Origin of the sequence: Oryzicola mucosus, assembly GCF_014534685.1 — a bacterium.
Taxonomy (GTDB): Bacteria; Pseudomonadota; Alphaproteobacteria; order Rhizobiales; family Rhizobiaceae; genus Oryzicola; species Oryzicola mucosus.
This window is the reverse complement of the sequence record NZ_JACVVX010000001.1, coordinates 1,152,279-1,165,970: the sequence shown is the minus strand read 5'-3', so window position 1 is coordinate 1,165,970 and position 13,692 is coordinate 1,152,279. Positions and strand designations below refer to the sequence as shown.

Here is a 13,692-nt window from a genome sequence, read left to right as displayed (position 1 = left end):
TTAGGCCGTGTCCATGATCAATCTTCCCGTCGTTGCGAGCCCCCTCCGGCCCTTCGCGCCACCTCCCCGCTCCGCAGGGGAGGATTGCCGGAAACGCCGCCGCCCATCCTCCTTCGTTTAGGGGGAGGTAGCGCGAAGGCCGGAGGGGGCCAATTGGACGTTGCATGCCGCCGAACAGCCTCAGAGAAAACTCTGCGGATCGATATCCACCTGCACGCGCACGGAGCCTCGTATCTTCGGGCCCGCCGCAAGAAGCGCCTTGATATAGGCCTGCATGTCCGAGCGTTTCTCGCCCTGGACCAGGAGGCGGAAGCGATGGCGACCGTTGAGCAAGGCAAGCGGCGCTTCCGCGGGGCCAAGCACATGGATGTCGCGACTGTCGGGAGCTGCCTTGCGCAGGCCGCGCGCGTGCGATTCGGCTTCCGGCCGGGTGGCGGCACTGACAATGATGCCCGCAAGCCTTCCGAAGGGCGGCAGGTGGGCTTTCTCGCGCTCGGTGATCTCGCGGTCGTAAAACGCTTCCGAATCGCCTGAGACAATCGCCCGCATCACCGGATGGTCGGGTTGGAAGGTCTGCAGCAATCCCAGGCTCTTTTTGCCGGTGCGCCCTGCCCTGCCGGTCACCTGGCTGAGCAACTGGAAGGTGCGCTCCGCCGCGCGCGGATCGCCATTGGCAAGGCCGAGATCGGCATCGACCACGCCGACCAGCGTCATGTTCGGGAAATTGTGCCCCTTGGCCACCAGCTGCGTGCCGATGACGATATCCGCCTCGCCCTTGGAAATCGCCTCCAGTTCGAGCCTGAGCCGCTTCACGCCCCCCAGCATGTCGGACGACAGCACGATGGTGCGCGCATCGGGGAAATGCGCGACGACTTCTTCCGCGATGCGCTCGACGCCCGGCCCGCAGGCCACAAGATGATCGAGCGTGCCGCATTCCGGACAGGCTTCCGGGCGCTTTTCGGTATGGCCGCAATGGTGGCAGACGAGTTGGCCGCGAAACCGGTGTTCGACCAGCCAGGACGAGCAGACGGGACAGCCGAAACGATGCCCGCAGACCCGGCACAAGGTCAGCGGCGCATAGCCGCGCCGGTTGAGAAACAGCAGCGACTGCTCCTTCCGCTCCAGCGTCTCGCGCATCTTGGCAAGCAGCACCGGCGACAGGAAACCGCCCCGCGCGGGCGGCGCCCGACGCATGTCGATGGTGGCCAGATGCGGCAGTGCGGCATCTGCGAAACGGCCCGGCAGCACCGCGCGCGCATAGCGCCCCTGCTCGGCATTGACCCGGCTTTCAACCGACGGCGTCGCCGACGCCAGCACGACCGGAAAGCCGCCGATATGAGCGCGCACCACGGCCATGTCTCTGGCGTTATAGAAGACCCGGTCCTCCTGCTTGTAAGCGGGGTCGTGTTCTTCATCGACGACGATCAGACCGAGATCGTTGAACGGTAAAAACAACGCCGAGCGCGCGCCGGCCACCACCCGCACCGTGCCTTCGGCCACCTGCCGCCAGACTTTTTCACGCATGCGCGGCGGCAGGTCGGAATGCCATTCCGCCGGCTTGGTGCCGAACCGGTCGTGGAAGCGGTCGAGAAAAGCCTGGGTCAAGGCGATTTCAGGCAGCAGGATCAGCACCTGGTGCCCCCGCTTGATCGCCGCCGCCACGGCTTCGAAATAGACCTCCGTCTTGCCCGACCCGGTCACGCCGTCGATCAGGGTGACGCCGAAAATGCCGCCTTCAGCCTGCTCCCTCAACGTCTCGGCCGCCGCAGCCTGGTCGCCGGTCAGTTCCGCCCGGCCGTAGGATGGGTCGGGCTCCGCCACCACCGGCCGGGGCGGCACCATGACGGTCTCGAACACGCCCTGGGCTTTCAGCCCTTCGACCACGGTGGAGGACACACCCGCCGCATGCGCCAGCCCCGACCGAGTCCAGGCGAGCCCGTCGGCGGCCATCTCGAGCACGCGTTCGCGCGCCGCCGTCATCCGGTCGGGCAGTCGTTCGGTGCGTTTCAGCGCCTCGGTCCAGGGCTGCGGATCGAACGCTTCCGGCGCGCGCAGCAGCATGCGCGCCACCATGCCGGGCGGCGACAACGTGTAGCTCGCCACCCAATCGACGAAGCGCCGCGTCTTTGCATCGATGAGCGGACAGTCGAAGACTTGCGAGATCGGCCTGAGCTTGCGGGGATCGACCTGATCGACCGCCGTGTCCCAGACAATGCCCGCCACCTCGCGCGGCCCCAGCGGCACGCGCACGATCGATCCGGGCTGCACCGACATATGTTCGGGCACCAGATAGGAATAGGGGCGTTCGGCCGGCATGGGCACCAGCACGGGCACCGCGCGGCTTTTGAGCGAATCTTCATTCATTGCGCGTGACCTTGCCCCGACTTTCGTCTAGAGCAAAGCCCGACATCGCTTAACGCACCGGCATCGGTGACAACAACGGCCCAAGGAGACCGCCATGAAATTCTTCGTCGATACTGCCGACGTCAAGGAAATCCGTGAACTCAACGATCTCGGACTGCTCGATGGCGTCACCACCAACCCGTCGCTGATCCTCAAGGCGGGTCGCGACATCAAGGAAGTGACCAAGGAAATCTGCGACATCGTCGACGGACCGGTTTCCGCCGAGGTCACCGCGACCGAATATGCCGAGATCATGCGCGAAGCCGCCGTGCTCGCCAAGATCGCCGACAACATCTGCATCAAGCTGCCGCTGACGCTCGACGGCCTCAAGGCCTGCAAGGCGCTGACCTCGGACGGCCACCAGACCAATGTCACGCTGTGCTTCTCGGCCACCCAGGCGCTGCTCGCCGCCAAGGCCGGCGCGACCTTCATCTCACCCTTCATCGGCCGTCTCGACGACATGGGCTTCGACGGCATGGAAGTCATCGCCGAGATCCGCCAGGTCTATGACAATTACGGCTTCGAGACCGAAATCCTCGCCGCCTCGATCCGTTCGGTCGACCACGTTAAGCGTGCTGCCCTGATCGGTGCCGATGTCGCCACCATCCCACCGGCAACGCTGAAGGCGCTGGTCAAACACCCGCTGACCGACAAGGGCCTGGAGCAGTTCCTGGCCGACTGGGCCAAGACCGGCCAGAAGATCGGCTGATCTCTCCCGACACGGTATTGTGTAAAGGGCGCGGACCCAGTTTCGCGCCCTTTTTCTTTGGCGTCGCCCAAAGCTTGCATCGGCACCCGCATCGGTCATCCTTTCACCAAAGATTGGGTGTCATCGCGAATGCAACGCATCCGCGTTTCGCAATCCGAGGCAAGACCTTCCCGCATGTGGCTTCTGAAATCCGTCGTTCTCTTCCTGCTTGTCGTGTTCATCCTGCCGGCGCTGGCGACCCTCGGCTGGTGGGCGCTGCAGGATCGTCCGGCAAATTGGCGTGCCGCCGACTGGTCGTCGAGCGGCTTGCTGCGCGCAGCACCCAAGGCAGACGATTCCGCCATCTACGTGCTTGCCGCCCGCACCGGCGGCTTCAAGGGCGCATTCGCCGTCCACAGCTGGATCGTGGTCAAGAAGCCCGGACAGTCCGCCTATGAGCGCTATGATAAGGTCGGCTGGGGCTCGCCGGTTCGCCGCAACGCCTATGCCGCTGACGGCCGCTGGTATTCGAACGCACCGGTCATCGTCTCGGCGCTGGAAGGGACAGACGCGGAAAAACTGATCCCCGCTGTCGAGCGTGCAATCGCCGACTATCCCTATTCCAAAGCCGGCGACTACCGCCTCTGGCCGGGACCGAATTCGAACAGCTTCGTCGCCCACGTCCTGCGTTCGGTGCCGGGACTGGGTGCCACAATGCCGTCCAATGCGATCGGTCGCGACTTCGCACCGGGCATCGCGGCCTTCGACATTGCCCCCGACGGCCGAGATGTCCACCTCACGCTTGGCGGCCTCGTCGGTTTCGCTGCCGGCGTGCGATCCGGTTTGGAGCTACATTTCATGGGGCTCGTCGCCGGCTTCGACCTCGCCCATCCAGCGCTGAAGATCCCCGCATATGGGCGTTTCGAACTCGGGCCGAAGGCGTGAGCAGCGGGGAGGTCATATCCTGACACGCAAGAGGTTGCGTATCCCGCATATCAATCCCGATTTTCAGGTCGATGACGCAGCCGACGAGGCGACGGGCTTCGACGACAGCTCGCTATGAACTGATGAAGCGAGTCGTCGTGAAACGACGCTATACAGGTTTGAGGCGATGATGTTACTCAATGCTGGAAGCTTTGGGGGAAGCTATGCAGATCGCAAGACCGTATTTGGATAAGGCACTTTTGTTCTTGGCCGTTCTGTTCATCTCCCTCTCGGGATATGGGCTGAAAGCAACAGCCACGGAGACCGTAGAGAAGGGGCCTGTGGGCGAGTGGGTCGAACTCGTTGACCTGCCGGAACAGGTTTCCGATGTTGCAGAGCAGTTCGATGATGGCATCGCCAATCTGCTTTCGGACAGCCAAGTTCGCTATCGCCCCGAAGGCTATGAAACGTTCGACCGGTGGGCCTATCGGGTCACCGACCGGACGGGATTGGAGGAAGGCGCGACCGCCTCCTTCACGTTCAACCCGGCAACGAGCACCGTCACGGTCAACCGCATTCACATCGTCCGCGACGGCACCACCATAAATCAGTTGGAGGTCGCGAAATTCGATGTCGTTCGGCGGGAGCCTGATGCCGAGCGAGGCATTTTCGATGGACGGCTGACGGTTTACATCCAGCTCAACGACGTCAGGATCGGCGATATCATCGACTTCGCACGCACGACCGATACCAAACCGTATGTCGGGCCGCATCTGATCTCCACGTACACTTACGCCAGTTGGTATCGACCAATCGGCCTCATTCGCGAAAAGATGATCTGGCCATCTGATCAGCCCGTCACCGTCAAACGATATAACACACCCATTGAGCCGACCGTCCGCGCGGAAGGCGGTCTGACCTCCTACAGCTGGGAGGCAAAGAACCCCGAGCCCGGTACGAAGGAAGCAAACACGCCTCCGGACGAGGACATTCTGCCAGCGATCCATTTTTCCACAGCCCGAAGCTGGCAGGACATCGTGGACGCGGTGCTTCCGCACTACAAAGAAAGCGCCCTTCCCGAAGCATTCGCAGCGAAACTCGACGACATCGCAGCTAAGCATCAGAAACCTAAGGACCGCCTGATCGAGGTCATGCGATTGGTCCAGGACGACATCCGCTATGTCAGCCTTTCCATGGGGAGCGGATCGTACATCCCACGGCCGCCTTCAGCCGTGGTCGAAAGCGGCTTTGGCGATTGCAAGGATAAAGCTCTCCTATTGGCCACAAGCCTGCGAAGGCTCGGCATCTCAGCGGACGTGGCTCTGACCGATATTGAAACCGGCACGGCACTGCCCAATTACCTGCCGTCGATCTATGTGTTCGACCATGTCATCGTGCGCGCGCGAATAGGCGTCGAGACCTTCTGGATCGACGCCACCAACTATCTCCAGGGCGGACGGGCGGACAATCTGGCGCCGCCACCTTTCGGATATGCGCTGCCGCTGGTGTCCGCGAATGCCGAGCTGGAGAAAATCACGCCGCGCATGCTGGTGGAACCAACACAGTTCGTCGATGAACGCTTCGTCTTTCCTCGACGCGACGGCGATCCGCTGACCCTGACCGTCGTCACGACCTATCAAGGTTATCAGGCCGATCAGATGCGTGTGAAGCTTCGAGCACAATCCGCGGCAAAAACGGCACAGAGCTACCTCGTATATTATGCCAATTCGTATCCCGGAATTGAAATTCTCTACCCGTTGCGGACGCACGATAACCGCGATTCCAACGTCCTTATGACCATTGAGGGTTACAACCTGCCGGCTGAGGCGCTGAAGCAAGACGGCCTGATCGAGGCTTTTACGATCAAGGCGGATGTCGGAACCAGCGAGTTGCCGGATCCGACCCGGGTCGGACGCAAGTCGCCGATCTGGCTCGGTCCCGCGACTTTGAAACGACATCGCGTGACTGCGATGAACCTGAAGGCACGTTTCGCCGGACCGGAGGAAGATGTCATGCGAGTGACGTCGTTCGGCATTTTCGATGTGGAATGGAGCAATTCGAAGACGACCTTCGAACTGGACTGGTACCTGTCGACATTCGCGGACCGCGTCACGGTCGGGGAAATCGGCGATTATGCCAAGTTCCTGAAGCATGCCCGAGAAAACAACGCCTGGAACTATGATTTCGCCTATGTCGATGCGGAAAAACCCGAGACGGATTGAGTGCCTAAACGCGCCAGACGGCATCGCCGACCCGTCTGGCGTTACTCCGCCGCTCCCCTGAACGCATGGGCGCCGTGCTCGAACTGCAGCTTCGCAAGGCGCGCATAGACGCCGTTTCGAGCGACCAGGCTCTGATGCGTACCGTCCTCGACGATCTCGCCATCGGCCAGCACCAGGATGCGGTCAGCCTTGAGCACGGTCGCGAGGCGGTGGGCGATGACGATCGTGGTGCGGTCCTGCATCAGCCGCTCGAGCGCTGCCTGCACCAGCGTCTCGCTTTCAGCGTCGAGCGCCGATGTCGCCTCGTCCAGCAGCAGGATCGGGGCATCGCGCAGGATTGCGCGGGCAATGGCGATACGCTGTCTCTGGCCTCCCGACAGCATGACGCCGCGCTCGCCGACTTGGGTGTCGTAACCGTCTGCGAGATTGCGGATGAAGCCGTCGGCATAGGCAGCCATGGCCGCCGCCTCCACTTCGGCATCGGATGCGCCGGGGCGGCCGAAGCCGATGTTTTCACGCACAGTGGCGGCAAAGATGGTCACGTCTTGCGGCACGATGGCGATGCTGCGGCGAACCGCCTCCAGCGAAGCCTTGCGGATGTCGACGCCATCAATGCTGACCGTGCCCGTCTCGGGATCGTAAAAGCGCAGCAGCAGCGAGAACGTGGTGCTCTTGCCCGAGCCGGAAGGGCCGACGATGGCGACCGTCTGGCCGGGCTCTACGGAGAAGCTGAGATTGCGGACCGCGGCCCTGTCGGGTCTCACCGGATAGGAGAAGCTGACACCGTCGAAGGTCACAGCGCCCCGTGCGGGCACCGGCAGCGCCACCGGCTTGGCCGGCGAGGCGATGGCGGGCTGTTCTGCCAGAAGCTCGCTGATGCGCTCGGCAGCGCCCGCAGCCTGGCTGAGTTCGCCCCAGACTTCCGACAAAGCACCAAGCGCGCCGGCCGCGAACACCGAATAGAGCAGGAACTGGCTCAGCGTTCCCGGCGAGATGGCGCCTGAAAGCACATCGCGCGAGCCGAACCACAAGACGGCGACCACCGAGCCGAAGATGATGAAGATCGCCACGAAGGTCAGGAACGAGCGCGCGACGATGGACTGGCGCGCCGCCTGGAAAGCGGTCTCGACATTGCCCAGGAAATGCCGCGTCACCAGTGCCTCGTTGGTGAAGGACTGTAGCGTGCGCACGGCGCCGATCTGTTCCGAGGCATAGGCGGTCGCCGCCGCCAGCGTATCCTGCGCCAGCCGCGACCGGCGCCGCACCGAGCGGCCGAAAGCCACCAGCGGCAGCACGATGAGGGGGATTGCCGCAATAACCAGCCCCGACAGTTTAGGGCTGGTGACCACCATCATCGCCAGCGCGCCGAGTGTCAGGATGATATTGCGCAATGCGACGGACGCGGTCGCACCGACGGTGGATTTGATCTGCGTGGTGTCCGCCGTCAGCCGGGAGACGATCTCGCCGGATTGTGCCGTGTCGAAAAAGGAAGGCGACAGTCGCGTGACATGGGCAAACACGTCGCCGCGCAGATCGGCGACGATGCGCTCTCCCAGGGTTATCACGAAGTAATAGCGAAGAGCGGACGCCAGGGCCAGGATTGCCGCTATGGCGACCAGCATCAGGAAGTAGTTCGCGATGAAGGCAGAATCGGCGCCGGAGAAGCCGTGGTCGATCATGCGTCGCACGGCGAGCGGCAAGGTCAGCGTGGTGACGGCGGCCAGAACGAGCGCGGCGAGCGCGCCGGCCACGAGCTTGGGATATTTCCCGAGATACGGCGCAAGGCGCCAGAGCGGCCGCAGCGAACGCCGCCGCGTTTCCGTATCGTCTGCCGCTGTCGATGCCATATTCGTTCCTCGGCCTGCCTGGGCTAAATGCCCGCTGCGGCCTTGTGATTCAAGTTCGGCTGATGTATAGGCCTCGCCGACCGTTTCAGAAGCCGTGGCTTTCTAGCTGCGGCTTCGAGTTTTCGAAAGAGGCGCATCGCCGCAGGCTTCCTGCACGCGGGCTCGCCGCTAACGCCAGGAACAAACCGATGAAGACCAGCATCCATCCCGACTACCACACCATCAAGATCGTCATGACCGATGGTACCGAGTACCAGACCCGCTCGACCTGGGGCAAGGAAGGCGACACGATGAACCTCGACATCGACCCGACCACGCACCCGGCCTGGACCGGCGGCACGCAGACCCTGCTCGATCGCGGCGGCCGTCTGTCGAAGTTCAAGAAGCGCTACGAAGGCCTCGGCATCTAACGGCCGCTGTCCAGAAGACGCTTCGTTTTCCAGTTCCAAAAACCCCGGCTCCTTGGCGCCGGGGTTTTTTGTTGCGGAAACGATCAGGCCGGAAGTCCGTCGAAGCTTGGAAGGTCGTCGAGTTGCCGGTCCCAGCCGGCACGACTGCCGGTCGCCTGTCCAGATAGGCATACGCCATGACAAACAAAAAACCCCGCCGCAAAGCGGCGGGGTTTTCGGTAATCCAGCCCGATGGGCGAAGTCTTATTCGGCGGCTGCGGTCTCGGCGGCTGCGGCATCAGCGGCAGCCTGCTTCTCGGCGGCTTCCTGCGCGGCCTTCTCGGCTGCGAGAGCCTGGGCGGCTGCGACCTTCTCAGCCTCGATGCGGGCCTTCTCGGCGTTCAGCGCTTCGCGCTCGGCATCGTTGAGCTTGCGGGCGCGAACGCTGGTGTTCTCGGTGATGCGAGCCGACTTGCCGCGACGATCGCGCAGATAGTACAGCTTGGCGCGGCGGACCTTACCGCGGCGGACGATCTCGACGCCCTCGATCATCGGCGAGTAGATCGGGAAAACGCGCTCCACGCCTTCGCCGTAGGAGATCTTGCGAACGGTGAAGTTTTCCTGGAAGCCGGCGCCTGCGCGCGCAATGACGACGCCTTCATAGGCCTGCACGCGGGTACGGCTGCCTTCCGTAACGCGAACCATGACGCGGACGGTATCGCCGGCCTGGAATTCGGGAAGCGTACGCTTGGCTTCGATCTTGGCGGCCTGTTCGGCCTCGAGCTGACGGATAATATCCATATCAGGTATCCTCTTCTTGTTCTTCCGACAGCCAGAGCGCCCGGCGCTCGCCTTGCAGTTCCATCGACCGCGCGGCTATGCCTTCTCTCGTTCACACTCGAAAAAGCAGGGGCGACTACACCGTCCTTGTTGACGGGACCGGACGAACCTTCGACCAGTTGCGCGGCCACATACAGGTTTTTGCTGCCTCTTTCAACTGCCGGGCCATGTTATTTCGGCCAAAGCGGGCGCTTTTGCATCAATTGCACACCTTGCCGGCAAAGACCCAAATCATCTACAGCAAAGACTTGCATCGGGAGGAGACGCGGTGACATTTTTCTTTGCTGCGCTTCTGTTCGGCGCGGGCTTCCTGTCGGGTGCCGTCAATGCGATTGCCGGCGGCGGCACGTTTCTGGTATTCGGGGTGCTGACACTCGCAGGCGTACCGCCCATCTCGGCCAATGCCACCTCCGCCATCGCGCAGTTTCCCGGCTACATCACCTCCAGCCACGCCTATCGCGACGACATACGCGCCATGGGCCGCAGTGCCATCATCCTGTGCATCCTTTCCGGCATAGGTACCCTGGCGGGAGCGTTTGTGCTGATCTCGCTCGACAACGCCTCCTTCAGCGCGATCGTCCCGTGGCTGCTTTTGGCTGCGACCGGTATTTTCGCCGCAGGCCCCTGGTTGCGGCCAAAGCGGACCGCCATGCCGGCACGGCGCGATACACCATCTTTGGCGGGCGGCCTCACCCAGCTTATCACGTCGGTCTATGGCGGCTTTTTTGGCGCCGGCATGGGCGTGATGATGCTGGCGACGCTCAGCCTGACCGAAGGCGGCGACTATCACCGCATCAACGCGCTCAAATGCCTGCTGTCCATCGTCATCGCCGCTGTCGCCATCGCCGTCTTCGCTTCGGGCGGCGTGGTTGCATGGCTGCATGCCGCATGCCTGGTTCCGGGCGCCGGGCTTGGCGGCTATGCCGGTGTATGGATAGCGCGCCGCGTCCCGCAAGGTATCGTACGCGGCTTCGTCATCGCCGTCGGCGTGCTTCTGGCCGGCTATTATTTCTGGCGCGGCTGACGCTTCGCGATAAGATCGGGCCGGCGCTCGGCGGTCAGTTCAAGCGCGCGCTCGTGCCGCCAGGCAGCGATTTTCGCATGGTTGCCCGATGTCAGGATTTCGGGGATAGGCATGTCCTCAAACAGTTGTGGCCGCGTGTAGTGCGGATGTTCGAGCAACCCGTTCTCGAAACTTTCCTCATCGCCCGAAACCTGATTGCCCATAACCCCCGGCAAAAGACGCACGACGGCATCGAGCAGCACCAGGGCCGCGGGCTCGCCGCCCGACAGGATAAAATCGCCGATCGAGACCTCTTCAAGACCGCGGGACTCAATGAGACGCTGATCCACCCCTTCGAAGCGCCCGCACAGAATCACCGCACCCGGCCCGGCGGCGAGTTCGCGCACGCGCTCCTGGTTCAGCGGCTTTCCGCGCGGGCTCATCAAAAGGCGCGGCCTGCCGTCGCCCTCGGGTGAGGCATGGTCGATGGCTTTTGCCAGAATATCGGCGCGCAGCACCATCCCGGCACCGCCGCCCGCCGGCGTATCGTCGACCGTGCGATGTCGGTCAGTGGCGAAATCACGGATCTGCACCGCATCGAGCGACCACGACCCCGCCTCGAGCGCCCGGCCCGCAAGCGAAAGGCCGAGCGCGCCGGGAAACATTTCGGGATAGAGCGTGAGGACCGTCGCCCTGAACATCAGCCTTGCTCGCCGCGCGGCGAAGGGCGATCCGGCGCGTCTTCGTCCTCGCCGTCATCGATAAGGCCTGCTGCGACCGGATCGATGCGGATGAACCCGCCGGCGACCTCCACCATTGGCACGGCAGCCTCGGTGAACGGGATCAATACGCCTTTGCGGCCCTGGAAAACGATTTCGAGAATGTCGCCGCCGCCGAAATTCTGCACGGCCGTCACCTTGCCGACAACAGCGTCCATCTCGTCCCGCACCGCGAGCCCGATCAGATCGGCGTGGTAGAACTCGCCCTCCTCGCCATCGTCCGGCAAGGCCGAGCGGTCGATGAACAGATCGGTGCCGGCCAGCGCTTCGGCTGCGTTGCGGTCGCTCAATCCCTTGAAGCGGACCACCACGACCTCCTTGGCCGGGCGTATCGCGGCAATCTCGAAGGCGCGGCCGTCGCGGCTGTAGAGCGGACCATAGTCGCCGAGCGACAGCGGATCCCCGGTGAAAGTCTTCACCCGCACCTCGCCCTTGATGCCATGGGCGGCGCCGATCACGGCCATCTGGATGGGATTTTGCAGTTTGGGCATTGAGAACGGTTCACCGGTTGCTAACTTCGATCAGTCAACACTGACTTATAATAGAAATGCCTTATTCCAATCGGACCCTTGCTGCCAATGCAGGAATTTCTCATCGCCGCAAAACCCGATCTGCAGGCAGCCCGCGAAAGCTGGCTCAAATCGCTCGCCGGCGAGCGTCGTCTGTCGCCGCTGACCGTCGACGCCTATGAGCGCGACACGCGCCAGTTCCTGCAGTTCATGACCGGCCATAATGGCGGCGCACCGGGCATTGCCGACATCAAGGACCTGCGCCCGGCCGATCTGCGCGGCTTCCTGGCTACACGACGGTCGGCGGGTGCCGGAGCCAGGACGTTGGGGCGCGGTCTGGCAGGCGTGCGCTCGCTGCTGCGCTTCCTTGAACGCCAGGGTCTGGTCAATGCCGCGGGAGCCACGGCGCTGCGCGCGCCGAAACAACCGAAGTCGCTGCCCAAGCCATTGACCGCGGCAGACGCCAGACGGGTGGTCTCCGCAGGCGAACAACTGGTCGATGAGCCTTGGATAGCCGCGCGCAACGCCGCCGTCCTGGTGCTGCTCTACGGCTCGGGATTGCGCATTTCGGAAGCGCTCGGGCTAAAGGCCGGCGACCTCATGGAGGACGACCGCGTGCTGCGCATCACCGGCAAGGGCGGCAAGACCCGGCTGGTGCCGGTGCTGCCCATCGCCGCCAAGGCCGTCGCCGAATACAAGCGCCTGTGCCCTTACGCGCTTGCCGCGAACGGGCCGCTATTCGTCGGCGCCAAGGGCGGCCAGCTCAACCCTGCGATCATCCAGCGCGAAATGTGCAAGATGCGCTCGGCGCTGAACCTGCCGGATACGGCGACGCCGCACGCGCTGCGCCATTCCTTCGCCACCCATTTGTTGGGGCGTGGCGGGGATCTGCGCACGATCCAGGAGCTTTTGGGCCACGCCAGCCTTTCGACCACGCAGATTTACACCGGCGTCGACACAGCGCGTCTGCTCGACATTTACGAAGCCGCGCATCCCCGCGCCTGATCCTTATTGCCGACGGATTCTGACATGAACGCCACACCTTACCGACCGCTAAAGCTGCTTGCCGGACTGAATACACTTTTCCTGGTGAGCATCGTGTTGAGCCTTCTGGGCGCGAGCGGCGCCCAGGCGCAGGAAGCGCTGGCATGCACCGGCAAGAACTTCGTGGAAGAGCTTGGGAACACGAAGCCTGATCTGCTGGCAAAGGCAGAAGCTGAGGCCGCGGCGACGCCCAACGGGCAAGGCCGTTTGTGGAAAATCGAAAAGGCAGGCATTGAACCGTCGTGGCTGATGGGCACGATGCATGTCGCGGATCCCCGCATCCTCGATCTGCCCGAAAGCGTCCTGCAGGCCTTCAATGGCGCAGGCACCGTGGTGATTGAGACAACGGATATTCTGGACCCGAGGAAAATGGCTGGAGCGACGGCCAGCCGCCCGGAACTGACAATGTTCACCGATGGAAGCACGCTGTTTTCGCACCTGTCCGAAGCCGACGCGACGGTGCTGCGCACAGTTCTGCAGCAACGCGGCATCCCACCCTACAGCGTGCAGAAGATGAAGCCCTGGGTACTCAATTCGCTCTTCTCCTTGCCGAAATGTCAGGTCGCGATGATAGCGGGGGATGCCCCTCTCGACATCATGCTGGCTAAAAAGGCGCAAGCCGAGGGTAAAAAGATCGACGGCCTGGAGACGGCCGCGGAGCAGATAGAAGCTATCGCGGCGTTGCCTTTTGACTTGCATATGCGAGGACTGGTCGAACTTGCGACAATAGGTTCACTCGTGGATGACATGAACGAGACGATGCTCGAACTGTATCTGCAAGGCAGGATAGCCCTGATCATGCCCGTCATGAAGGTCGCTGTGCCAGAACGCGAATCGTCCTTGGAAGACTACGCGGCCTTCGAGCAGAAGATCATCACTATGCGCAACCATACGATGGCGGACCGGGCGACTCCGTTCCTCGAAGACGGAAATGCATTTATTGCTGTCGGGGCTCTGCACCTTCCTGGACAGGAAGGTGTCGTCGAGTTGCTGCGTGAAAAAGGCTATACGCTGACCTCAGTCGAATAGAGGTGTGCATCGGGC

At 62.9% G+C, this 13,692-nt stretch carries 12 protein-coding genes; 7 read left to right on the top strand and 5 right to left on the bottom strand.

Features of this window, described 5'->3' with window-relative positions; genetic code table 11:
• Positions 1-180: 180 nt before the first annotated feature.
• Entirely contained in the window at positions 181-2,364 is a 2,184-nt protein-coding gene (locus ICI42_RS05545; protein WP_188163488.1) for a primosomal protein N', read from the bottom strand.
• Positions 2,365-2,458: 94 nt separating this feature from the next.
• Here ICI42_RS05545 and fsa point away from each other — a divergent pair, with 94 nt between their 5' ends.
• The 3 genes from fsa (at position 2,459) to ICI42_RS05530 (ending at position 6,237) form a co-directional block, all read left to right on the top strand.
• The gene (fsa, locus tag ICI42_RS05540; protein ID WP_188163487.1) at positions 2,459-3,112 is read left to right on the top strand and encodes a fructose-6-phosphate aldolase; all 654 of its coding nucleotides are present in this window, start codon (positions 2,459-2,461) and stop codon (positions 3,110-3,112) included.
• Between the two features lie 174 nt (positions 3,113-3,286).
• Entirely contained in the window at positions 3,287-4,036 is a 750-nt protein-coding gene (locus tag ICI42_RS05535) for a DUF3750 domain-containing protein (RefSeq protein WP_188163486.1), read from the top strand.
• 239 nt (positions 4,037-4,275) lie between these two features.
• Positions 4,276-6,237 carry a DUF3857 domain-containing transglutaminase family protein gene (locus ICI42_RS05530; RefSeq protein WP_188163485.1) on the top strand — a complete coding sequence of 654 codons (1,962 nt, stop codon included), beginning with the start codon at positions 4,276-4,278 and terminating at the stop codon, positions 6,235-6,237.
• Positions 6,238-6,278: 41 nt separating this feature from the next.
• On the opposite strand, the gene ICI42_RS05525 is transcribed toward ICI42_RS05530, so the two are convergent.
• Entirely contained in the window at positions 6,279-8,084 is a 1,806-nt protein-coding gene (locus tag ICI42_RS05525) for an ABC transporter transmembrane domain-containing protein (protein WP_188163484.1), read from the bottom strand.
• 188 nt (positions 8,085-8,272) lie between these two features.
• Between ICI42_RS05525 and rpmE the strand changes: the two genes are divergently transcribed.
• Positions 8,273-8,494, top strand: a complete 222-nt coding sequence (gene rpmE / locus ICI42_RS05520; RefSeq protein ID WP_188163483.1) for a 50S ribosomal protein L31 — start codon at positions 8,273-8,275, stop codon at positions 8,492-8,494.
• A 243-nt stretch (positions 8,495-8,737) separates the two neighbouring features.
• On the opposite strand, the gene rplS is transcribed toward rpmE, so the two are convergent.
• A complete protein-coding gene (rplS, locus tag ICI42_RS05515) occupies positions 8,738-9,274 on the bottom strand; it encodes a 50S ribosomal protein L19 (protein ID WP_188163482.1) in 537 nt (178 codons plus the stop codon).
• 307 nt (positions 9,275-9,581) lie between these two features.
• On the opposite strand from rplS, the gene ICI42_RS05510 reads away from it, so the two are divergent.
• Positions 9,582-10,337 carry a sulfite exporter TauE/SafE family protein gene (locus ICI42_RS05510; RefSeq protein WP_188163481.1) on the top strand — a complete coding sequence of 252 codons (756 nt, stop codon included), beginning with the start codon at positions 9,582-9,584 and terminating at the stop codon, positions 10,335-10,337.
• On the opposite strand, the gene trmD is transcribed toward ICI42_RS05510, so the two are convergent.
• Both trmD and rimM read right to left on the bottom strand, forming a co-directional pair.
• Positions 10,319-11,020, bottom strand: a complete 702-nt coding sequence (trmD, locus tag ICI42_RS05505) for a tRNA (guanosine(37)-N1)-methyltransferase TrmD (RefSeq protein WP_188163734.1) — start codon at positions 11,018-11,020, stop codon at positions 10,319-10,321. The genes ICI42_RS05510 and trmD overlap by 19 nt on opposite strands.
• Entirely contained in the window at positions 11,017-11,586 is a 570-nt protein-coding gene (gene rimM, locus ICI42_RS05500) for a ribosome maturation factor RimM (protein WP_188163480.1), read from the bottom strand. Before rimM ends, trmD begins: the two co-directional genes overlap by 4 nt.
• A gap of 87 nt (positions 11,587-11,673) precedes the next feature.
• Between rimM and ICI42_RS05495 the strand changes: the two genes are divergently transcribed.
• Positions 11,674-12,609: a tyrosine recombinase XerC gene (locus ICI42_RS05495; RefSeq protein ID WP_188163479.1), complete on the top strand. Its 936-nt coding sequence runs from the start codon at positions 11,674-11,676 to the stop codon at positions 12,607-12,609.
• A 24-nt stretch (positions 12,610-12,633) separates the two neighbouring features.
• Complete coding sequence (locus ICI42_RS05490; protein ID WP_188163478.1) at positions 12,634-13,677, top strand: TraB/GumN family protein; 1,044 nt, start codon at positions 12,634-12,636, stop codon at positions 13,675-13,677.
• Positions 13,678-13,692: the final 15 nt, after the last annotated feature.